The sequence below is a fragment of the Geobacillus sp. YF-1 genome, assembly GCF_052692335.1.
Map to the genome: position 1 here is coordinate 1773010 of NZ_CP199850.1, position 21638 is coordinate 1794647.

General features: G+C 53.3%; 17 protein-coding genes. 4 read left to right on the plus strand and 13 right to left on the minus strand.

Going from position 1 to position 21638, the window contains the following annotated elements; all coding sequences use genetic code 11:
• Window positions 1-111: 111 nt before the first annotated feature.
• From yidC to ACTVIM_RS08935, 3 genes are all read right to left on the minus strand, one after another.
• Window positions 112-861, minus strand: a complete 750-nt coding sequence (gene yidC / locus ACTVIM_RS08925; RefSeq protein ID WP_445612343.1) for a membrane protein insertase YidC — start codon at window positions 859-861, stop codon at window positions 112-114.
• A gap of 42 nt (window positions 862-903) precedes the next feature.
• A complete protein-coding gene (locus ACTVIM_RS08930) occupies window positions 904-1167 on the minus strand; it encodes a hypothetical protein (protein WP_033020745.1) in 264 nt (87 codons plus the stop codon).
• Window positions 1168-1310: 143 nt separating this feature from the next.
• Window positions 1311-5471 (minus strand): tetratricopeptide repeat protein, encoded by a 4161-nt coding sequence (locus tag ACTVIM_RS08935; RefSeq protein ID WP_445612344.1) that lies wholly within the window; start codon window positions 5469-5471, stop codon window positions 1311-1313.
• Window positions 5472-5644: 173 nt separating this feature from the next.
• Between ACTVIM_RS08935 and ACTVIM_RS08940 the strand changes: the two genes are divergently transcribed.
• On the plus strand, window positions 5645-6832 hold the full coding sequence (locus ACTVIM_RS08940) for an IS701 family transposase (protein WP_445612345.1): 1188 nt from the start codon (window positions 5645-5647) through the stop codon (window positions 6830-6832).
• 173 nt (window positions 6833-7005) lie between these two features.
• Here ACTVIM_RS08940 and ACTVIM_RS08945 read toward each other — a convergent pair whose 3' ends face one another.
• From ACTVIM_RS08945 to ACTVIM_RS08955, 3 genes are all read right to left on the minus strand, one after another.
• Window positions 7006-7758 (minus strand): alpha/beta hydrolase, encoded by a 753-nt coding sequence (locus tag ACTVIM_RS08945; RefSeq protein WP_445612346.1) that lies wholly within the window; start codon window positions 7756-7758, stop codon window positions 7006-7008.
• 80 nt (window positions 7759-7838) lie between these two features.
• Entirely contained in the window at window positions 7839-8342 is a 504-nt protein-coding gene (locus ACTVIM_RS08950) for a metal-dependent hydrolase (protein ID WP_445612347.1), read from the minus strand.
• A 153-nt stretch (window positions 8343-8495) separates the two neighbouring features.
• On the minus strand, window positions 8496-9302 hold the full coding sequence (locus ACTVIM_RS08955) for a uroporphyrinogen-III synthase (RefSeq protein ID WP_445612348.1): 807 nt from the start codon (window positions 9300-9302) through the stop codon (window positions 8496-8498).
• A 676-nt stretch (window positions 9303-9978) separates the two neighbouring features.
• Between ACTVIM_RS08955 and ACTVIM_RS08960 the strand changes: the two genes are divergently transcribed.
• Both ACTVIM_RS08960 and map read left to right on the plus strand, forming a co-directional pair.
• Window positions 9979-11283 carry an ATP-binding protein gene (locus ACTVIM_RS08960; protein ID WP_445612350.1) on the plus strand — a complete coding sequence of 435 codons (1305 nt, stop codon included), beginning with the start codon at window positions 9979-9981 and terminating at the stop codon, window positions 11281-11283.
• A gap of 156 nt (window positions 11284-11439) precedes the next feature.
• Entirely contained in the window at window positions 11440-12189 is a 750-nt protein-coding gene (map, locus tag ACTVIM_RS08965; protein ID WP_445612351.1) for a type I methionyl aminopeptidase, read from the plus strand.
• A 147-nt stretch (window positions 12190-12336) separates the two neighbouring features.
• On the opposite strand, the gene ACTVIM_RS08970 is transcribed toward map, so the two are convergent.
• On the minus strand, window positions 12337-12738 hold the full coding sequence (locus ACTVIM_RS08970) for a secondary thiamine-phosphate synthase enzyme YjbQ (RefSeq protein WP_445612352.1): 402 nt from the start codon (window positions 12736-12738) through the stop codon (window positions 12337-12339).
• 89 nt (window positions 12739-12827) lie between these two features.
• On the opposite strand from ACTVIM_RS08970, the gene ACTVIM_RS08975 reads away from it, so the two are divergent.
• Complete coding sequence (locus tag ACTVIM_RS08975; RefSeq protein WP_445612353.1) at window positions 12828-13811, plus strand: MBL fold metallo-hydrolase; 984 nt, start codon at window positions 12828-12830, stop codon at window positions 13809-13811.
• 76 nt (window positions 13812-13887) lie between these two features.
• On the opposite strand, the gene ACTVIM_RS08980 is transcribed toward ACTVIM_RS08975, so the two are convergent.
• The 6 genes from ACTVIM_RS08980 to ACTVIM_RS09005 all read right to left on the minus strand — a co-directional run bounded on the left by ACTVIM_RS08980 (window position 13888) and on the right by ACTVIM_RS09005 (window position 21429).
• Entirely contained in the window at window positions 13888-14736 is an 849-nt protein-coding gene (locus ACTVIM_RS08980; RefSeq protein ID WP_445612354.1) for a TIGR03943 family putative permease subunit, read from the minus strand.
• Window positions 14737-14751: 15 nt separating this feature from the next.
• Window positions 14752-15618 carry a permease gene (locus tag ACTVIM_RS08985; protein ID WP_445612355.1) on the minus strand — a complete coding sequence of 289 codons (867 nt, stop codon included), beginning with the start codon at window positions 15616-15618 and terminating at the stop codon, window positions 14752-14754.
• Between the two features lie 132 nt (window positions 15619-15750).
• Window positions 15751-17622, minus strand: coding sequence for a PTS fructose transporter subunit IIABC (locus tag ACTVIM_RS08990; protein ID WP_445612356.1), 1872 nt, complete (start codon window positions 17620-17622; stop codon window positions 15751-15753).
• A 24-nt stretch (window positions 17623-17646) separates the two neighbouring features.
• Window positions 17647-18555 (minus strand): 1-phosphofructokinase, encoded by a 909-nt coding sequence (pfkB, locus tag ACTVIM_RS08995; protein ID WP_445612357.1) that lies wholly within the window; start codon window positions 18553-18555, stop codon window positions 17647-17649.
• Window positions 18552-19304 (minus strand): DeoR/GlpR family DNA-binding transcription regulator, encoded by a 753-nt coding sequence (locus ACTVIM_RS09000; protein WP_033020726.1) that lies wholly within the window; start codon window positions 19302-19304, stop codon window positions 18552-18554. The genes pfkB and ACTVIM_RS09000 overlap by 4 nt, the downstream gene beginning before the upstream one ends.
• Before the next feature lie 298 nt (window positions 19305-19602).
• Window positions 19603-21429: a bifunctional diguanylate cyclase/phosphohydrolase gene (locus ACTVIM_RS09005; RefSeq protein ID WP_445614339.1), complete on the minus strand. Its 1827-nt coding sequence runs from the start codon at window positions 21427-21429 to the stop codon at window positions 19603-19605.
• Window positions 21430-21638 lie beyond the last annotated feature (209 nt).

Genomic DNA, 21638 nt, shown 5'->3' on the forward strand with positions numbered 1-21638 from the left:
GACCTGACAAGCGGCTTGCTCCCTTAAATCACCAGCCTCCTAGAGGGGAGGTGATTTAACAAACACATCCCCTGCCTGCTTTTGGTTTGGAAAGCAAACAGGGGATGCGGGCTAGTTGTTTTCCGCCGCTTTCGCCGTTTTCAGCTGACTGCGCAAAAGGAGCGACTGAATGATCGAGAAGCAGCCCCCGACGACCCAATAGAGCGACAGCGCCGATGGGACGGAGCTGGCGCCGATAAAGATCATGACCGGCATGATGTATGACATCATCGCCATTTGCGGCAGTTGTTCTTCGGTCATCGATGGCGACAGGCGGAGTGAGATGAGCGTCGTCAACGCCGCCAATACCGGCAAAACGAAATACGGATCGCGATGGCCGAGTTCGACCCACAAAAACGAATGGGTTTTGATTGCCTGCGTCCGTGAAATCGCATAATAAAGCGCCATAAAAATCGGCATTTGAATGAGCACCGGCAGACAGCCGCTCGCCGGGTTGACGCCGTGTTTTTGATACAGCTGCATCATTTCTTGCTGGAGCTTGCGCTGCGTTTCCGGATCTTTGCTTTTATATTTTTCTTGCAGCTTCAACAATTCCGGACGCAGTTTTTGCATGGCGAGCGAGGCGCGAAACTGCTTCAAAATGAGCGGCAGCAAGCAAAAGCGAACGATAAGCGTCAGCACGATAATGGCGATGCCGTAGTTGTCGCCAAACCAATGGCCAAGCGTCAACAAAAGTTTCGACATCGGGTAGACAAAATAATGGTTCCAAATGCCTTGACTATGTTCGTCGATCGGTTCGTTGCGGCTGCAACCGGAAAGAAGCAAAACAGCGCCCAATAAAATCATGATCCATTTCTTCATGAAAAGCCCTCCTTGATCTTGTCCAAACATGATGCGCGTTCATCAAGGAGAGGGCCTTCCATCTTCATCCGTTCGGCTGGCCTGTTCCCGCATCGGGATTTTCCGCCGCCGCGGCAAAAACAGCGGGCGCGATGGAAGCGCCGCGCCCATGGCGCTCCCATTCGCCCCTTGCTCGCGAACAGAGGCCAACATTGGCTCACAAAACAGTGAAGCGGCTCTCCGACGCACGCCCTTATGCCCTTTTACGATCATCCACAATGCCCCGACAAGCGACATATAGACGAATAATTCGATCGGCGCTTCCATCCGTCCCGTTCACCTCCCTTAACCTCTCTTCTCACAATAGCAAACTTCTCGGCAAAAGAAAAGTTTAAAAAACAAAAGTTCGCCCCCTCGTCGGGGATCCTTCTTGAACGTCACCACAAATACTTTACTCACACGGCCGCCGCTCACACCCGAGCCATGCGCTGAAAGGCCGGCTCCTCGGCCGCCAGCGCCGCCCACTCCCCGCTTTCATCGTCGGAAAGAACCCGGTCCAGTTCCCGCTTCGCTTCATCGAAACGCCCAAGCAGAGCAAGATAGCGAGCGCGCTCATACTGAAGACGGACATCTTCCTTGGCACGAACGCACCGGTCGATGGCGGCCAACGCCTTGTCGAGACGTCCCATTTCTTCGTACATCGCGGCGAGGTGCAGATGCCACTCTCCGTCTTCCGAATACCAATCGGCATATCGTTCCCAAAGCGCTGTCGCTTCTTGCCAGCGCCCTGTTTCCTCATATCGCTCGGCAAGCAGGAAGAGCGCGCCACGGGAGAGCGGCTCTTCCGCCACGATCGCCTGCAACTGCCGTTCGGCTTGTTCCTGCCGCCCGTCCTGAAGCCAAACGATGGCCTGCAAAACGCGCAGCTCGACATCATCGGGATCATCGGCGCGCAGCCGATCGAGCCATGTTTGCGCCTCTTGACGTTGATTGACGTCGTCAGCCGCCAACAAATGCTTGACAAATTCCCGCGCCAATTCAGGCTCCTCGCCGCGCGCCAGCGCCTTGCGCCACATTTTCGCGGCATCGTCCTCCAGTTCAACCGCCGCATAAAAGCGAGCCAGCTCGGCATACGCTTCCGGGTTTTCGCGGTCAAGGCTGATCGCCTCTTCGTACAAATCAACAATGGCGGAAAACAACGAAAACTTCCCGACCCATACCTTCATTTTCGTCCACCACCGCCCGGGCATTTCATCCATTCTCCCTAACTCCTCTTCCCAATGGGGAAGAAGAGCTGCGGCAGCGCGCACATAGATCGCGCGTTTTCGCTGGCGGTCAGTCTGCAAACGCTCCAGTCGGCGGCGCAGCTGCGCCAAGCCGCGCCCATGTTTCGGAAACAGGGCGAGGTAAGTAACATACAGCGATTCATCGCCCGGCTGCTCGACGATCAACGACTCGAGCATCTCCATCGCTTCTTTCGCTTTTCCTTCCTTTATCATCACTTTGGCGTAATGGTGAAGCGCCTCGTGATCGTGCGGAGCGAGCGAGAGCGCCTTTTCCACCGCTTCTTTCTCCCGCTCGTTCTGCCCGAGCGCTCCATATACGTAGCCGAGGTTGTCATAATACCACGCCTCCCCAGCCTGCCGGCGGGCGTCAGCCAACGCCGAAAGAAGCGCCGACGGTTCGATGAGCGCCGCCATCGATTCGATATCGGCGCGCAGCGGGGCGAGGCGGACCGCTTGAAGCAAATGGGCGCGCTCCTCTTCTTCCTTTCCTTCCCCTCCGTATAACACAGCCAACCGAAAATGGCAAAGGGCAAAGGACGGATCGGCGCCGAGGCACGCTTCGTAATGCTGCTTCGCCTCGTTTTCGCGCCCAAGCGACGCGCACAGCTCGGCGAGACGGAACAGCGAAAGCGGGTGGCCCATGGCAGCGCCCTCGCGGTATGCGGCCATAGCCTTAGCCGGCCGATGTTGCCGCTCATAAAGAACACCAAGGGCGCAGCGAGCGGCGGCGAGGCGGGGACGGTCGGCAGCGAGCCTCTCCAAAAACTGGAGGCCGCGTCTTGTGAGCGACGGGGTAGTCAGCTGGCTGATGTAAAACTCGTACGCCTCTTCCACGTCAAACTGAGCGAGGCGCAGCCCTTCCTCAAGCCATGCGAGCGCCGTTGCTCGCCCCTCTTCATCATCGGCGAAGCCGTAAGCCATCAGCCACTTGCCCGCATTCAGCCAATACTCGCTGTTGTTGGCAAAACGGGTGCATAGTTCAGCCACGCGCCGTCTTGCCGCCTCTCGCTCTCCCCGCTCCGCCAAAGTCGAGGCCAGTCCGAGATGGGCGAACACGTCATCCTCATCCAAAGCCAGCGCCTGCTCGTAGCAGGCGGCCGCTTTTTCCGCTTCCCCTTCATCGATATAGAAATCGCCAAGCCGAACGTAAAGCGGCGCCGGCCGTTCGGCGGCGGCAATCCCCTCTTGCAGCAGCTGCTTCGCCTTTTCACGCTCACCGGCTTCATGATACAAATCGGCTAACATCCCATATGGATGCGGTTCGCGCGGATCGAGCGCCTTAGCTACGTAAAACCCGCGCTCCGCCTTGCGCCGGCGGCCAAGCTCCATATCGCAGCGAGCTCGCTCATACCAAAGCTGGGCATCGCGCCGTTCGCGGCGCACAAGCATGTCAAACCAGGCGCGCGCCTCAGCCGTGCGCTTGGCGTGGAACAGCAGCACACCATGATTCGTTTCAATAAACAGATCGCCCGGATACAAGCGGACGGCCACTTGTGAACAGACAAGCCCGCGCTCCGTACGGCCGGCATACGCCAAAGCAAGCGCCAAATAGCTCCACACTTCCGGCTGGTCTGGATCCAACTGGAGCGAGGCGCGGAAATAGCGGGCCGCCTCTTCATAGCGGCTCGCGAAAAAGGCGATGCGGCCGCGCAAGTAATGATAGAGCGGGCTTTGGCTTTTTCCTTTTGCCTGCTTGAGCGCTTGTTCCGCCCGTTCCATCTCTTGGGCATACACGTATGCTTTCGCCGCCACCAGCCGCAAATCGTCGTGCTCAGGATACTTGGTCAAGACCCGCTCCGTATAATCCAACACGAGCGGTTTCGCCTCGTCGCTGCTAAAATGTTTCATGACATACAGCCATGTATACGGAATGTGCTCATGGCGGCGCAAAAAAGCGACAAACGCCGCGAAATGGGCTCGTTCATCTTCATCCATTTTTTCGGCAAAAGCGTGGAGCGCGCGGAAATAGCGGTCCTCCTCGTCAGGAAGCTCGATAGCGAGCGCCGCTTTTTCCCGGGGAAGCGCAACGATCGACAAATAATGTGTTCCCGCGTACCATTTTTCGAGCTCGTTTTCCGAAACCACAAACGGTTCAAAGACGTTAGGGTCTTGCACATAAAACGCCTCAAGCCGCTCATCGTAGCCGAACAGCACTTGCACATGGGACGACTGCTCATAATCAACGCTTAAAAGCACGGGAATCCCTTCATCAATAAGCCGCTTCCAGCGCGCAGGCGAACCGATGAAAAAGCGGCAGACGAATCCAAGCCCTTCGAGATAATGAACCGTCGTCGATAATTTGGAGCCGCGCACATCAAAAATCTGTTCAGCCACCTCATCTTGCGTCCGCGGAGCGCCAAGGATGCGAAGCATCATTTCGACGCTCGCTGGCACGCAATAGTTATGCTTTTGCACGACCGGAACAAGCGGCAGCACGACCGCCCGCTCGTTCGTTCTCCCCACCGCGCGGGCGTACGGCGTTTTCTCAAGCTGCGGCACGGCGCTCACCAACGACTCCAGCTTCTCCCATTCCCCGAGCTGATAATACAGTTCAGCGCGCAAATGGTTGAAATAACGGCGATGCATATGGAACGGATTCAAGCGGTCAAGCTCCTCCATCGCCGCCAACGCCTCACGGTGGGCGCGCACATCGCGAAACCGGCGCACGCGCTCCGCGTAAAACGACAGCACTTGCGGAAAGCGCCGCCGCCCTTCTTCCAAGACGGCTAGCGCCTCATGATGACGCCCATCGAGCGCATACAAATCGGCAAGAAGCAAATGACATAGGTCGCCGCGCTCCGGATCGTCCAGCCCGGCCCGAATCACTTGTTCGGCCTTCTGCCGGTCGCCGGCCTCGATATAAAAATACCCCCATTTATCATGCATGGACGCCGTCTCATAGCGGGCCACCACCTCCATCCATTCCCGCGCCTCATCAATCCGCTGCATATCGAGCAGCGCGCGCACGAATACAAACGCCGCCCGCGCCACCGCCTCCTGCGGCTCAGCGGTTCGCCCATCCAACGCTTCGGCTAGGCGCGGCCCCAGCGCCTCTTCGACATCGAGCGGCCGCCGGCTGTCCAGCCACTCATCGCACACCCAAGCCAACGTCTGCAGCGTGTTCAGCCGGCGATGGGCATAGCGGGCCACAATCCCGCTATGACGGTACATGAGCGCATAATCAAACAGCCGGACGAGCGCCCGGAACGGTTCAATGCTGTCCCATGACGCCAATAACGGCCGCCATCCGAACGGTTCGGCTTTTTCTAGCTGCGGCCGCACTTCGGCGAGAGCGTCCACGATTTTCTTTTCCTGAACAAGCAAACGGATGCGTTCTATATTCATAAAGTCGGAACTCCTTTTCGAAATTAGGCTTTTCCACTTCTACTATACTATAACTGTAGATGAGCAAATTTGCTAACATAAATTGACAACTAAACAAAAAAGGAGACATGAACCCAACTCCTTGAGTAAAATAGATGTGCTCAAACCCATTCACACAAGGAGGTTCATGTCTCATGAATAGATTAGCACATCATCAAGGAATCCACAAGTTTTTCATGACGTTGGGATTGGCGCTTTATTTCTCGAAGCCGGTCATCAAGCATCTCGTTTACCTTGTCGACGCCTTGACTACCAAGGGATTTTCGGGGACATTGACGGATGTCCGGTACTGGAGTTTTCATCCCAACCATCGAACCACGCTCAGCCATTTTTTCACGAAAAGCCCTTGGAACGAGGAAAAACTGCTTGAGAAGCTTCAAGAATGGATTCTTCGCCAGATCGAACGCCTAGCCAAACGGGAGAATCAACCCCTTTTTGTTTCGATTGATGATACGATTTGCCAAAAAACGAAGCCTTCGTCACGGGCTGCCCGCGCCATTCAAGGGTGTGATTGGCACTACTCGCACAAAGATCATCAATCCGTTTGGGGGCATTCGCTTGTTTGGCTGATGGTGCATACTTTCTCGCAAGCGTTTCCGTTCGCCTTTCGTCTGTATGACAAGACGGCGGGAAGAAGCAAAATCGACCTGGCGATCGAGATGCTTTCCTCGCTCAAGGGGAAGCGGGCTCAGCCGGTGTATGTGCTCATGGATTCCTGGTATCCGTCCCAAGCGCTCATCGAAGCCTGCCTGAAACAAGGATTCCATGTCATCGCCATGCTCAAGACGAACCGGATTCTCTATCCGAAAGGTATCGCCATCCAAGCGAAGAAGTTCGCCCGCTATATCGAGCCCAACGACACCCACCTCGTCACGGTGGGGAAGGAGCGTTACCGCGTGTATCGCTACGAGGGAGCGATCCATGGCCTCGATGACGCGGTGGTGCTGCTGGCTTGGAAGGCGGATGAACCGATGACGCCAGATCATCTCCATGTCGTCTTGAGCACCGACCGGGAGCTAGGCGATGAAGAGATCTTGCGTTATTATGCCCAGCGCTGGACGATCGAATGCTTTTTCCGGCAGGCCAAAGACCAGCTGAAGCTCGATGGGTACCGTGTTCGTCACATTCGGGCGGTGAAACGGTATTGGGCCGTGGTGCTGTTCGCCTGCGTATACAGCATCGCCGAATCTCAGCAAGACCTCTCTTCCGGCCTGGAGCTTCTTCGGTCTCGGAAAGGGCACAGCGTCGTCGAGTTCATCTACGATGCCGCGAAGCAAAATATTCCCATTGATGTGATCAAAAAACAGCTCCATGTCGCCTAAGGGGTCCCCTGTTTGTCTCTTAGGGCATGGAAATTATTGTAATGAAAAATGCTCATCTACAGTATAAGTTTAGACGAATTTTTCGGAAACGACCATCTATTTTTTCACAAAAATAACGACAAAAAACAAATAGCCGGCCCCGTTTTGAACAGGACCGGCCATAGGCTGGCCGCTCAACCGGCATGGTTGGCGAAAAACTGCAGCGATCGTTCAATGATGAGCGGCTGATCGTAATCGAGCGTTGCCACATGATAGCTGTTGTGAAGGCGGACCATTTCCTTCTCTGACGAACGAATGCCTTGAAAGATGAGATCAGCATTCCCGGGCGGCACGACATGGTCTTCATCGGAAACGAAAATCAGCGCCGGGCAGGTGATGCGCCCGAGTTCGTTTTTCACGCGCTCCATCAATTGGACGAGCTGAAGGAGCGATGCCGTCGGCGTTTTTTCGTACGCCAGCTCTTTCACATCGGGGTTTTTTATGTCCGATCCGATCGAGTCAAGATACCGCGGCACCTCGCCACCGCCCGCCATTCCAGCGGCGATGGCCGGGATGTCGACCGCGGCGTTAATCGGCACGATCCCGCGGATTTCCGGATGCCGTTCCGCCAAATAAAGCGTGAGCGTCCCGCCCATCGACAATCCGGTGACAAAAATGGTTGAGCACCGTTGTTTCAGCCACTCGTATCCTTCTTCGACCGAGGCGATCCAATCGTGGAACGTCGTCCGCTCCATGTCTTCGTAGTGCGTCCCGTGCCCTTTTAAACGCGGCAGACAAACGGTATAACCGGCTTTCGCATACGCTTCAGCGAGCGGGCGCATGCTGTGGGGCGTGCCCGTAAATCCGTGCGATAGCAGCACTCCGACCGGCCCGTTTTCGGCATAAAACGGCTCGGCGCCAGGCAATACACGATATTGTTCGCTCATTTTCCCCTCTCCCCCTGTCCATTTTTGGCTGTCCACATAGGTGATTCGCCGTTTTGTCCCATTTTCCTTTTTCGAATTGATTACCAAATGGCCAAAAGTGACCGCCACCATTCGTAAAACAGCCCGCTGACGCCGAAATAAACGAAGCCGACCCAGGCAGCAGCCACGAACAGCTTTTCCATCCCTTTTCCCGTCCGATAGAGCGGCACTTTCCACCGCTTGGACGAAAACGGCCAAAACAACGGCACCCCTTGGACGGAAAAAAAGTCTTCGATAATGTGAAACAAATAGCCAAGCACAACCCCAGCAGCAAACGGTGACGCCGATTCGCGCCAAACAAGCGCAGCAAGCACCCCCCAGACGATGAGCGAATGCGTCATCCCGCGATGGCCGAACGCTTCTTTTACTTTCCCCGCGACGCCGAACGAACGGCGGCCGACATACGACGACGGCTCATCGATGTCAGGAAGAAGGCTGCCGATGACAAGCCCCGCCGTATAAGCAGCGGTAAACGGAAGCGCCGTATACGCCGTCGCCGCCGCCCCAAAGCATAAGGAAACAATAACATGACTCGAATATCGCAACAAACATCCCCTCAAACTTCCATCGTTTTCCCCATTATACCATAACAAAGAATATTTGTTCGTTTTTTGGCGCATCGTGAGGCGTTGCCTCCATTATACCGTGGGCGGCACGATGACCGTTGTGACCGATATCACACCCGGAAGCAAAAGCGCTCAAAACGCGATCGATTGTTGAAAATAACGGGCAAGCGTCACGATCATCGCCCCCATCCGCTCATGTTCCGGAGCGATGACGCGATGGACTCCCTCTTCTTCCAACGCCTCTTTTGTCACTTTGCCGACGGCGCAGGCGACAACATCGGTGCGGAACGCCTCAAGCAGCGGGGCGATCTCTTTTTTCTCGCGGGCAAACGAAAAGAAAAAACGGACTTGCATCGCCGAGGTAAAACAGACAGCATCGACCTCGCGACCGACCACTTCGTTGTATAACGTCTCAAGCGTCTCTTCATCCGGAGCGACATGTCGGTATGGAAGCAGTTCCGTATAGGACGCGCCCCGCTCAAGAAAAAATTGGCGAAGCGCCGGAGCCGTGTCGCCGTACAGTTGCACAACCACGTTTTGGTTCGCAAAGTCGTGCCCACCGAGAACAGCGATCAACCCTTTCGTCGTCCCGTCCTCGCTTGCGGCCACCGGGGTGACGCCGATTTGTTTCAACGCCGTTACCGTTTTATAGCCACGGGCGGCGACACAAGCATTCTCGATCGCCCGCCTCCACTCGTTGATGATCCCTTCTCTTTCGGCCGCTTCCCAAAGCGCCGCAAACCCAATGCCGGTCGTAAACACGATCCAGTCCGGACGCATCGCAATGGTGGTTCGTATTTCTTCCCCCAACTCGTTTCCTTTCGCCAATACCGTTCCTTGCGCCGGGCGAATGACGGCCGTTCCTCCTTGCTTTTCAATAAGAGTCGTCATCTCATCCAGTTTGCGTGAGGCGCACAACGCAATTCGTTTGCCACGCATCCGTTTTCCCTCCGATCGTCTAGCCGTTGTCGTTTTCATTCTAAAAAATCGCCCCTGCCTATGCAAGAAACGAGACCGAAACGCCCCGAACGGTTTTGCGCACCATTCCGAAAACCTGCAAACGACCGTTCGTTCGGTTAAAAAACAAAATAACCGAAGCTACCGTGACGCGGGAATCGAGCGCTTGTTCAAACCATCCTCCCCCAATCCCAAAAGGTTAATAGAATTTTATATATTAAAAACATTATAAAATAGAAAAAAGAGGAAAGAGACTTTTTTCATAGTTCAAAAGCAGCCCTTTTTACCTATAATATATGGCATTTTTGTTTGACATCTTGCCATCGCTCGTCGTTTTATACTATATCAGCTTGCATTTAGGAGGCGGGTGATTAAATCGTGCATACCGTTTCCTAGCATCGTTTCTCAAATAGAAAAGTCTTGCAACAATGCACACTTTTATTCATCGACCAAAGGAAACCAATGTTTTTCACCAGCCTTTTAGATGAAAACGGAAACGAAAAATCAGAATCTTTTTGTCGAAAAAACAAGATTTATATCAAAAAAAGGCTACGAAATCCGCCTTAACATCCTAGTGGTTTTCCGGTTACAATGTAGTATATTCGCAGTTTTTGTAGAATTTCGGCTATGCAGCTGACGATGGAAAGAAGGTGCCGCGATGATCAGTATTTTCAAAGATCTTTTGCTCAACGTATTCTTCATTCTCCTGCCGGTGTTTCTCGTTCCATTCTGGATGGAGCGGGAAAAGGGGACGGAGCGCCTCCGCCTTTACTTGCCGACGGCTTGTTACGCGGCCGTGATCGTTTTATGCATCACCCTGCCTGTCGGGGCGGGAAGCAGTTTTATTTTCGACTTGCGGCAAATCCCTCTTTGGCTTGGCAGTTTGTATGGCGGAGCAGGAGCGGCAGCGTTTTTGTCGTGCACGGCGATTGTCTATCGTTCCCTATTCGGCGGAGCGGGCGTGCTGGTCAATGCTCTCGTGTCCATCGCCATCGCAGCGGCAAGCAGTGTATTGACAAAAACGTTTGTACGGCTGCCGACCAAACAGCGAACGTTGCTGGCGACAGCGCTCAGCTTTGCTTCCGGCCTGTTGACGACCGTCTTGACGGTGTGGATCAACACTCCGGACCGTCCCCCGCTTTCCGTCTCACTCCTTTTTTTGCTTATGCAGCCGGCCAGCATGGCCGTCGCCTGTCTGTTTCAAGAAATGGTGCACCATAATATCGCGCTGCGCAAGCGGATTATTCGCGCCGAGAAAATGGAGGCCATCACCCATCTCGCCGCGTCCATCTCTCATGAAATCCGCAACCCGCTCACCGCGGCACGCGGGTTTATCCAACTGATCGAAGAGCAGCCGCTTGCCGCCGATAAGCGCCGCCAGTACGCGCGCATCGCCATGGAAGAGCTCGATCGGGCCGAAGCGATCATCACCGATTATTTAACGTTTGCCAAACCGGCGCCGGAAACGCCAGAGAAACTGAACGTCAAGCTCGAAATCGAGCGGGTCATCGACATCATCCGCCCGCTGGCGAACATGAGCTGCGTTGACGTTAAGGCAACGCTCGCCCCTTTTTCCGTCATCGGCGAACGGGAAAAATTCCGCCAATGTTTGCTCAACGTGATGAAAAACGCTATTGAAGCGATGCCCAACGGCGGAATTTTGCACGTATACGTCTCTGTTGAACAAGGGCGGTTGCTCATCCGCATCGCCGACACCGGCGTCGGCATGACGAAAGAACAGCTCGAACGGTTGGGCGAGCCGTACTTTACGACGAAGGGCATCAAAGGCACCGGCCTCGGAATGATGGTCGTCTACCGCATCATTGAATCGATGAACGGCACGATTCGAATCGAAAGCGAGATACATAAAGGGACGACGGTGTCGATTTATTTGCCGCTCGCTCCGTCTCCTTCTTCCGCAACGATTTCCGATAAGGAAAAGCAGCTGTTTGCCGCTTTGTGACAGAGAAGATTGGCGAAACGATCTCGGGGAGCGGTCCTTCCCTTTCGGTCACCAGCCTTCTTTCCATTTAGAACAAATCGCCGCGGTTTCACATCACCGTTCTTTTTGCTACAATACTATCGAAGCGAAACACATCGAGGAAAAGGAGACAGTTGCATGATTCACGTCAAAACCGAACGGGAGATTCAATTGATGCGCGAGGCGGGGAAGATTCTTGCCGCCTGCCATCAAGAAATCGCCAAACGGATCAGACCGGGAGTGACCACGATGGAAATCGACCGGTTCGTCGAGACGTTTTTGGCTAAATACGGCGCCAAACCGGAACAAAAAGGATACCGCGGCTATCCGTATGCGACATGCGCTTCCATTAACGATGAAATTTGCCACGGGTTTCCGCGCAATGAGCCGCTGAAAGAAGGCGATATCGTCACGATCGACTTTGTCGTCAACTGGCGCGGGGCGCTCGCCGATTCCGCTTGGACGTACGCCGTCGGCGAGGTTGACAAAGACGTGAAAAAGCTGCTTGACGTCACCGAACAGTCGCTCTATAAAGGGATCGAACAAGCGGTTCTCGGCAATCGAATCGGCGACATCGGCCACGCCATTCAAACGTACGTCGAAGCGCACGGCTTTTCCGTCGTCCGCGATTTCACCGGACACGGCATCGGCCCGACGATCCACGAAGAGCCGTACGTCCCCCACTTCGGTGAAAAAGGAAAAGGGATGCGCTTAAAGGAAGGGATGGTCATCACGATCGAACCGATGGTCAACATGGGGGCATGGCAAAGCAAAATGGATGCGAACGGCTGGACGGCGCGGACGATCGACGGCTCGTATTCAGCGCAATATGAACATACGATCGCCATTACGAAAAACGGACCGCTCATTTTAACGACGTTGGCGTAAGATGGCAACACCAACCGGCTGTTTGCCAACAGAAAAACCCGGGCAATGATGGCCCGGGGGCTTTTCTATGCTTTTTCCCATTGGCTGACGATATGATTCAGCTATCCTTTTTCCTTGTTTTAATGTTTACATAATAAAATTATGGTTTCATCCCCTGATAACTTTCACGTAAAACGTCCGTTGGCGCGGCCCATCGTACTCGCAAAAATAGACCCCTTGCCACCGTCCAAGCAGCAGCCGGCCTTCGTGAATGATGACGTGCTGCGAGGCGCCAACCGTGCTCGCTTTCATATGGGCGGCCGTGTTTCCTTCCATATGGCGATCAAGCGGATGCTCCCACGGATAGATGTCATCAAAGCGGCGCATCATGTCGCGCTTAACATCGGGATCCGCGTTTTGGTTGATCGTGATTCCCGCCGTCGTGTGCGGACAATAGACAACAGCGACCCCTTCGGTCACATTAGCCTGGCGCACCGTCTCCTCGACAAATGAAGTAATGTCGATCATTTCATCCCGCTTGGCGGTGCGGATTGCAAACGAACGAAGCATACATTCCCCCCCTGCCTGGGCAAACATTTTGTATTGAAAAGAAAGGTTTGCTACTCTAATCATAGCGCAAAAACAAGGAGAGGACCACGATGCCGAAACGATACGAAAATTTAGACAATGTATCTACGCACAAAACATGGGCCGACTTTCGCCGCTGGCAGCAGGAGCGAAAACAAAAACGAAAAGATTTGTCATACGTCGTACCGCATGTTTCCCCCGCTCAATATGAGCGGCTTCAGAAGCCGAACGGACGGCCCCAGCTCTGCTGGATCGGCCATTCGACATTCATCGTGCAGATGAACGACATTACGATCGTCACCGATCCTGTCTGGGCGAAGTGGATGGGAACGGCCAAACGCCTGTCGGCCCCGGGTGTGCCGCTTGATAAGATGCCGCCTGTTGACGTCGTGCTCATTTCCCACGGCCATTATGACCATTTGCATTTCGGCAGCCTCCGCCGTTTGCCCGGCGACCCGCACATGTTCGTGCCCGAGGGGCTCGGCCGCCTATTCCGCCGCCGCGGCTACCGCCATGTCACCGAACTGTCATGGTGGGAAACGGCGTCTTTCCGCGGTCTGTCCTTGACGTTCGTTCCCGCCCAACATTGGACGCGGCGGACGTTGTGGGACACGAACACCTCACACTGGGGTGGATGGGTGATCGAGGCAGACGCCGCCCCCACCATCTACTTCGCCGGTGACAGCGGTTATTTCCGCGGTTTTCGCGACATCGGCGAACGCTTTTCCATCGACTATGCGCTCTTGCCGATTGGCGCGTATGAGCCGGAATGGTTTATGGGACCGCAGCACACCACACCGGAAGAAGCGGTGCAGGCGTTTTTGGACTGCCGCGCCCGCCTGTTCGTGCCGATGCATTACGGCACGTTCCGTCTCGCCGATGATACGCCAAAAGAGGCGCTTGACCGCCTATGGGCCGAATGGCAGCGGCGCGAGCTGGACGATGCCCGCCTGCTTTGCCTGAAGCTCGGCGAGGTGATCGATACTACCCAAGCGTTGGCGACCGTCTCATTCATCGGTGCGCCCAGTCAAACTACGGAAAAACAACAGACATAATGATCGTCACGCGCAACAGTGCCGCGGGCGGCGGGATTCACGGAGAAGAGCGGGCCATCCCGTCGGCGGCCCGCTCTTATTCATTGAATTGACGATATACGTACGGCTCCTTCGGCTTTTCCACCCGCTTCCATGACGTCACCTTGACATACGGGAGCGTCAGATGAAATGGCTGGTAATACATAGTCGATAACGTACCTTTCGCATGAACCCACTCATCATTTTGCAGCGGCACCGCCTTTGGAAACTGAACAAGCAACCCATATACTCCGGAATCGGCCACACAATGAATGATTCCAAAGCGAAGGAGAAACGCCTCATTGGCGCGCGCCGTTTCCTCACGGTAAACAAACCCGGTGAATTCAATGTCGCGGGCGGCAAATGCACCGGGAAACTGATAAATCGTTTCCATGACATTTAAATAGTTTTGCTCATTCAACTCTAAGCGAGCGAGACGACGATACTTCTTTAACTCTTTGTCCATGGCGTTTTGATAATCGTCCCGTCCATAATACATGCTCGAATCCGGACGCAAAAACTGCCGCTGGGCAAACGGGTCGCCGCTGTCAGCCGCCATCCCGGGAATATGGATTCCTTTCGCCCGAACGATATCAGAATCTAGCGTCGCCACTGGAAACAAGAAGGCGGAAACAAGCGGAAAAACAAAAATAAGGTAATGGACCGCCCGCTTCCAGCGCGCGGACGGCTCATGATGGTGATGGCCGCAGCACTCCTCCCCATGATCGCGCGCTTCCTCGTTGCGGCTTGCCAGCACAAATTGCACAACCGTTAAAAAAGCAAACATAATCATCGCACTAAACGAAATATACGAATATCGCATATTAATGTATTGGCTCAACTCTCCAGTAATGTACAAATGAAAAAACAAAAACGCAAACCCAAGCAAAAGATACATGCGAATCATGCCGCCACCTCCTTGCTAGATCAACAGCGAACCGGCAAACACGAACAACGTGATATAAGCAATCAGCTTCCACACAAATCGGGCGCGAAACGACTGGAACAACATGAGCGTATTTTTCACATCAAGCATCGGCCCAAAAACGAGAAACGCGGCCAACGCGTGAAACGGAAACGTGCTTTGAAACGACGAGGCAATAAACGCGTCCGCTTCCGAACAGAGCGACAAGACAAAGGCAAGCGCCATCATGACCAAAGAAGCCGCCGCTTTCCCATTGCCGATCGAAACAAGCGCTGACGTTTTCACATACGTTTGCATCGCCGAAGCAATGAACGCCCCGATGATCAAATACTTCCCGGTCGCAAAAAATTCATCGATCGTATGGCGCAGAGTGCCGATCAGTTTCTCTTTCCACGTGCGGGGCATCGGTGACAATTCGCGCCGCTCGTCGCGCAACTCGCCACCTTTATGCCGAATCGCCACCACGGCGCCGACCGCGACCGCGACAGCGCAAGCAAACAAAGCTCGACACAATACCATCGTCCAACTGCTTCCGAAAGCAATATATGTCGAAAACAGTACGACCGGATTGATGACCGGCGCCGTTAACATAAACGGCACGGCCGCGTAAAGCGGCACCCCTTTCGCGACGAGCCGCCGAGTGATCGGCACGATGCTGCATTCGCAGGAAGGGAAAAACACCCCGAGCAACGTGGCAGAAACAATGGCCAACAAGCGGTTTTTCGGCACCCACCGCTTGACGGTCTCTTCACTGACAAACATTTGAATGACTCCGGAAACAAACACCCCGAGCACAACGAACGGCAACGATTCGATCAATAGGCTGAGAAAAATCGTATTCAGCTGCAAGAACGTGTTCATCATGGGTTCTCCTCTCATTTACAACCGTTCATTTTATCATGAGAAATGACCATTGTCATGAAAATTTGGTAAGAAAAATAATACACTCCATAACAAAAAAGGCGCTCCGCCTTTGGCGAAACGCCTCTTCTTCTATTATTCTTCCACTTCTTTTTTCCACAGCCCGACCATCAAGGCCGTGATGATGGAACCAATCAAAATAGCCAACATATAAAGCCATGCGCTGCCTTTGACGATCGGGATGACGAAAATCCCGCCGTGCGGCGCCGGCAACCCGATATGGAACCACATCGTCAACGCGCCCGCCACCGCCGAGCCGACGATAATCGATGGAATGACCCGCACCGGGTCCGCGGCGGCAAACGGAATCGCCCCTTCGGTAATGAACGAAGCGCCCATGATATAGCACGTTTTTCCAGCTTCCCGCTCCGCTTTCGTGAATTTCTTTTTAAAGAACGTTGTCGCCAGCGCCAATCCGAGCGGCGGCACCATCCCGCCAGCCATAATCGCTGCATGCGGCGCAAAGTTGCCCGCTTCAATCATCGCTAGGCCAAACGTATACGCCGCTTTGTTGATCGGTCCGCCCATATCGACCGCCATCATGCCGCCCAACACCGCGCCAAGCAGCACTAAGTTGGCGGTGCCCATGCCGGAAAGCCAATGTTTCAGCCCTTCATTCAACGCCTTGACAGGATCGATGACGACATACATCATAATGACGCCGGTGAGGAAAATGCCGAATACCGGATAGAGCAGCACCGGTTTAATCCCTTCCAGCGACTGCGGCAACCGGCTGAACAGGTGGCGCAGCCCGACGACCAAATACCCGGCCAGAAAGCCAGCGATCAATCCGCCCAAGAACCCCGCCCCGCCGTTCGCCGCCAGAAACCCACCGACCATCCCCGGCGCAAACCCTGGCCGGTCGGCGATGCTCATGGCGATGAACGCGGCCAGCACGGGAACCATTAACGCAAAGGCATTGCCGCCGCCAATGTCCATCAACAATTTCGCAAACGGATGATACGACGGATCTTTCGGATCAAACGCTTTAATGCCGAAGGTGAAGGAAAGCGCAATCAAAATCCCGCCGCCGACGACAAACGGAAGCATATTCGATACACCGTTCATCAAATGCTTGTAAAAACCGGTGCGCGGCTTCGCTCCTTCCGCGCTGCCCTGAACTTGGCCGCTCGCCCGATAAATCGGCGCATCTTGGCGCAACGCCTGCTCGATCAGCTTTTCCGGCTGACGAATTGCCTGGGCGACCGGCACTTGAATGACGCGTTTGCCGTCGAAGCGGTCCATTTCGACTTGTTTATCGGCGGCGACAATGATCGCCGTTGCCTCTTCAATCTCCTGCGCCGTCAGCGCGTTTTTCACGCCGTCGGAGCCGTTTGTCTCGACTTTGATCGCCACCCCCATTTCCGCCGCTTTCGCCTTCAGCGCATCCGCCGCCATATACGTATGGGCAATCCCGGTCGGGCAGGCGGTGACAGCAAGCACCTTCCGGCCGCTGCCAGCCGATGCGGCCTGCGGCGACGATGCGTTCCCTTCGCTCTCTTTTGCCGCCAGCAAACCGATGACTTCCTCTTCACTTGAAGCGTTTTCAAGCCGTGCGCGGAACGACGCATCCATCAGCAGCGAAGACAATCGGGCCAACGCTTGCAAATGCGTCTGCTCCCCTCCTTCTGGCGCGGCGATCATGAAAAACAAATGGCTTGGCTTGCCGTCGAGCGACTCGTAATCAATGCCGGCGACTGAACGGCCGAACGCCACGGCCGGGCGCTTGACCGCCGCTGTTTTGGCGTGCGGAATGGCGATGCCATCTCCGACGCCGGTCGTGCTTTGTTGTTCGCGCGCCCAAATGGCTTGTTTGAACGCCTCGACATCGCTGACCGCTCCCGCTTCGGCGAGCTTCGCCGCCAACTCATCAATCACTTCGCTCTTTGTCTTCGCCTGAAGATGAAGAATGATCGTTTCTTTCGTTAACAAATCAGTGATATTCATTGTGTGATCCCCCTTGATTTCCGGTTATAAACGCGCGACGCGGACGCGACCAACGAACGTTTCCACTTCTTCTTTCGTGCATAAATCCTCGGAAAACGCCGTCGCGCTTCCGGCAGCCACGCTGTAGGCGAACGCTTCCTCGATCGATTTTCCGCTCGCGTGGGCGGCTAAAAACCCGGCGACCATCGAATCGCCTGCCCCGACCGAGTTTCGGACCGTTCCCTCGGGCGCTTCGGCAAACAGTTCCGCCTCCTCGCCAAAATAAAACGCGCCAGCGCCGCCCATCGACACAATGACATGACGGCCCATCTCGGCCAAACGGCGGCCATAGATGACGACTTCTTCTTTCGTCAGTGCAGAGACGCCAAACAGCTCAGCCAGCTCATGATGGTTCGGCTTGACAAGAAACGGCTGATACGCCAGCAGCGTCCGGAGCGCCGGTCCGCTCGTATCGATGACAAGACGGACCTGCCGCTTCGCTGCCTCCGCAGCCAGCTGTTCATATGCCTCCACTGGCAACGAAGGTGGCGCACTTCCCGCCAACACAAGGACGTCACCGGCGGAAAGCGCTGCGATTTTCGCGATCAGCCGCCTCGCCTCCTCGCTGGCGATCACCGGGCCTTGACCGTTAATTTCCGTCTCAAGCCCGGCTTTTAGCTTCACATTGATGCGCGTCGGGCCGGGAACGTGAACGAAATCGCACGCGATCCCTTCGTTCCGGAGCTCACTTTCGATAAACGCGCCGGTAAATCCGCCGGCAAACCCGAGCGCCGTGCTGTCGACGCCGAGGCGTTTGAGCACCCGCGACACGTTAATGCCTTTCCCACCCGGAAATGTCAACGTTTTCAAAGCGCGATTCAGTTCACCGACGCGCAGTTCATCCATATGGACAATATAATCAACCGATGGATTGAGCGTACACGTGTAAATCATGATGTCACAACCTCTACCGTCGTTTTTGCCTCATACCAATGATGCCAATCTTCATCCAACTGATCGGTAATCAAAACCGCCTCATGCAAATCGGCAATTTTCGCGAACGCGCTTTCATTCAACTTTGAATGGTCAGCCAGCACATACGCGCGTTGCGCCAGCTGCATCGCCGTATATTTCACCAACGCCTCTTCCGGATCCGGCGTCGTATACCCGTAGTCGTAATGAACACCGTTGGCGCCGATGAAGCATTGGTCAAAGCGGTACTGCCGCAGCGACTCGATAGCGCCGCGACCGATCAACGCCTTCGTTTTCGGCTTGATCATGCCGCCAATCAAATACGTCGTCACGTTATGCTCAAGCAACCGCTCGACATGCATCACACCGTTCGTGACGACAGTGACTTCTTTGCCCGCCAAGTGCGGGATCATTTCCCACGTTGTCGTCCCCGCGTCCAAATAAATGCAGTTCCCTTTTTGCACCAAGCTGGCCGCATAGGCGGCGATCCGCCGTTTTTCTTCGATATACTTCAGCGATTTTTCCGATACGCTTAACTCTTCACGTTTTTGCTGCAACAACGCCGCCCCGCCGTGCACGCGGCGCAGCTTCTTTTCATTTTCAAGCTGCGTCAAATCGCGGCGAATCGTCGACTCGGACGAACCAGTCGCCTCCACGAGCTCTTGCAGCTTCACCACTTCTTTTTGCGCCAAAAGCTCCAAAATGAGGCGGTGGCGCTCTTCGGTCAACACGTTCCCACCTCCCGTGAAGGGCGATATCGCTTACAACTCTATCATACGCCAAAGGAGAGAAAAAATCAATCAAAAACATTCAATTTCTATCAATATCAATCAAAAATAAAAACAAACCAATCAAAATCAATCAACATTCCGTTTCCGAATCGATGTTCTTCGGTCTCCGTGAGATTCTAACTACCACTGGAAACTTTCGGCGGACATCCTATCGGCAAACGGTCATATTCATAGTCAAGTGGAGGGCAAACCGCTTCCGAAAAAAATAAAAACACTTGCCATTGGCAAGTGCCTCCCTCTACTCCAACTGTTGCAGTTCCATCAGCGGCAAACAATGTTCACGAACAAACGCGATAAACTTCGCCGCGTATACCGGGTCAAACTGCGTCCCCGCGCAACGGTCGATTTCCTCAAGCGCTTCTTCAAACGTTTTCGTCGGCTGATACGGCCGCTCCGTCGTCATGGCGTCAAACGAGTCGATAATACACAAAATGCGGGCCAATTTCGGGATTTCTTCCCCTTTCAGCCCGTACGGATATCCTCTTCCATCATACCGCTCATGGTGAAGCTCAATCAGCGGAAGCAGGTCATCAAACCGCTTCTCCTCCGCTACAATTTCGCGTCCCCACGTCACGTGTTTTTTAATAATTTCCCATTCATGCTTTTCCAATTTTCCACGCTTATTTAAGATATCGCGCGGCACCTCGATTTTGCCGATATCGTGAATCAGCGCCCCCAAGATCAAGGTCTGCCGCTCATGGTCGGTCAACTCGCTGAGACGGCTGCCAAACTCAAGCGCATATTTAAACACTCGTTTGCTATGGCGGTATGTATACACATCTTTTGAAAGGAAAAACTTCACTTGTTGCTCGAGCGCTTCCAAATCTTGTTTAAAACGAATTTCATCCAATCTCATATGATGCTTATCGTACAGCTGCACGTTATTTTTCCCTTGCGCTTTTGCATAATAGAGCGCCTGATCGGCTCGATGAATCAGCTCCTCGCTTTCATACATATCCTTTTCCATCTCGGCGATGCCGCACGAAAACGACAAACAACGGTACGGGATATGCTCAACGCCTTCAAAATATGTATCGTTCACTTCCTTGCGCAGCCGGTTTAAAAACACGTACGCCTCGTCCTTCATGGTATTGGGCATCAAAATGGCAAACTCTTCTCCGCCATAGCGGGCAACCGTGAAGTTGGTCCCCTCTACCGCGTTTTGCAGCAGCTTTCCAAAAAACGTCAACAACCGATCCCCTTGCAAATGGCCGTTGCGATCGTTATATTTTTTAAAATCGTCCAAATCAAGAAACGCCAACGTCAGCGGCTGCTTCAGCACCTTGCAGTCGGAGAACTGTTGCTTGAGCGTTTCTTTGAAATAGCCGTGGTTACAAAGACCGGTGAGGTGGTCTTTGTTGGCACGGTTAGATACTAACTCATATAGATTTATAAATTTTTTAAATACTACTGATAGAATAATGACTAAAACAATAAACAAAAACAAACCAAAATATTGTTCTTTATCTAATAAAATAGCTAGAACAAGCGATAATATTAAAGTAACACAGTAACTAACCATGGCTTCAAGCAAGACACCAAAGTTAAAAGCACCTTTATATACACGCTCTAAGAAAACAAAGAACATAAATATTAAACTAATATTCACACAAAAATATACTAACAAACTAATCATATACGGAAACAAATGATCAGTTTTAATTTCTCCAATCTGTCCACCAAACAACAAAAAGGAGTAGAAAGCTCCCGCAATCATCAAAGAATACATAGAAAAGTTAAATAGATGTTTCCACCATGCCATTTTTCGCTTATATAAAAATTCTACTAAAATACTAATCAATAGAACCTTCAATGCAAGGGAAATGCCATACAAAAACATAACAGCTAAGTAAATGGCCGAATCCATCGAAAAAGAATTATCCTTAGGCGGGAGATGAACAGAAAAATAGCTTAATAAAAGGACAGCGGACACTAAAAAATAAACAAAAACCCAATCTTTAAGAGATGGAGTAGAAAATCCATCTCCTGTAATAAAAACAATTAAACTAATGGAAGAAATGAAAAATAAATATATTTTCCCTTGCCATTTTAATGTCGGAGTCATCCTATAATCACTCTCATTTTTATCAAAAAAATTCTGTTGGCTCTTTACCACAAAATGTACTAAGAAGGGTGATAAAGAAAACCAAAACAGCATTTTTAAACAACATCTTTACCATATTTGAACTTTAGAAAAATACCCATTCTCTTCTATATTTGTCTACAATTCCGCCCTTCTTAAACTTTAACTTCCAATTCTAAACCCCGACGTCA

Bases quoted from the DNA above. Each gene is read 5' to 3' on its own strand.
- ACTVIM_RS08980 (WP_445612354.1), bottom strand. From the start codon at position 14,736: ATGATTCGCATGTATCTTTTGCTTGGGTTTGCGTTTTTGTTTTTTCAT.
- ACTVIM_RS08940 (WP_445612345.1), top strand. From the start codon at position 5,645: ATGAATAGATTAGCACATCATCAAGGAATCCACAAGTTTTTCATGACG.
- ACTVIM_RS09005 (WP_445614339.1), bottom strand. From the start codon at position 21,429: ATGACTCCGACATTAAAATGGCAAGGGAAAATATATTTATTTTTCATT.
- ACTVIM_RS08945 (WP_445612346.1), bottom strand. From the start codon at position 7,758: ATGAGCGAACAATATCGTGTATTGCCTGGCGCCGAGCCGTTTTATGCC.
- ACTVIM_RS08955 (WP_445612348.1), bottom strand. From the start codon at position 9,302: ATGCGTGGCAAACGAATTGCGTTGTGCGCCTCACGCAAACTGGATGAG.
- ACTVIM_RS08930 (WP_033020745.1), bottom strand. From the start codon at position 1,167: ATGGAAGCGCCGATCGAATTATTCGTCTATATGTCGCTTGTCGGGGCA.
- ACTVIM_RS08970 (WP_445612352.1), bottom strand. From the start codon at position 12,738: ATGCTTCGTTCGTTTGCAATCCGCACCGCCAAGCGGGATGAAATGATC.
- yidC (WP_445612343.1), bottom strand. From the start codon at position 861: ATGAAGAAATGGATCATGATTTTATTGGGCGCTGTTTTGCTTCTTTCC.
- ACTVIM_RS08935 (WP_445612344.1), bottom strand. From the start codon at position 5,471: ATGAATATAGAACGCATCCGTTTGCTTGTTCAGGAAAAGAAAATCGTG.
- ACTVIM_RS08985 (WP_445612355.1), bottom strand. From the start codon at position 15,618: ATGATGAACACGTTCTTGCAGCTGAATACGATTTTTCTCAGCCTATTG.
- map (WP_445612351.1), top strand. From the start codon at position 11,440: ATGATTCACGTCAAAACCGAACGGGAGATTCAATTGATGCGCGAGGCG.
- ACTVIM_RS08960 (WP_445612350.1), top strand. From the start codon at position 9,979: ATGATCAGTATTTTCAAAGATCTTTTGCTCAACGTATTCTTCATTCTC.
- pfkB (WP_445612357.1), bottom strand. From the start codon at position 18,555: ATGATTTACACGTGTACGCTCAATCCATCGGTTGATTATATTGTCCAT.
- ACTVIM_RS08990 (WP_445612356.1), bottom strand. From the start codon at position 17,622: ATGAATATCACTGATTTGTTAACGAAAGAAACGATCATTCTTCATCTT.
- ACTVIM_RS08975 (WP_445612353.1), top strand. From the start codon at position 12,828: ATGCCGAAACGATACGAAAATTTAGACAATGTATCTACGCACAAAACA.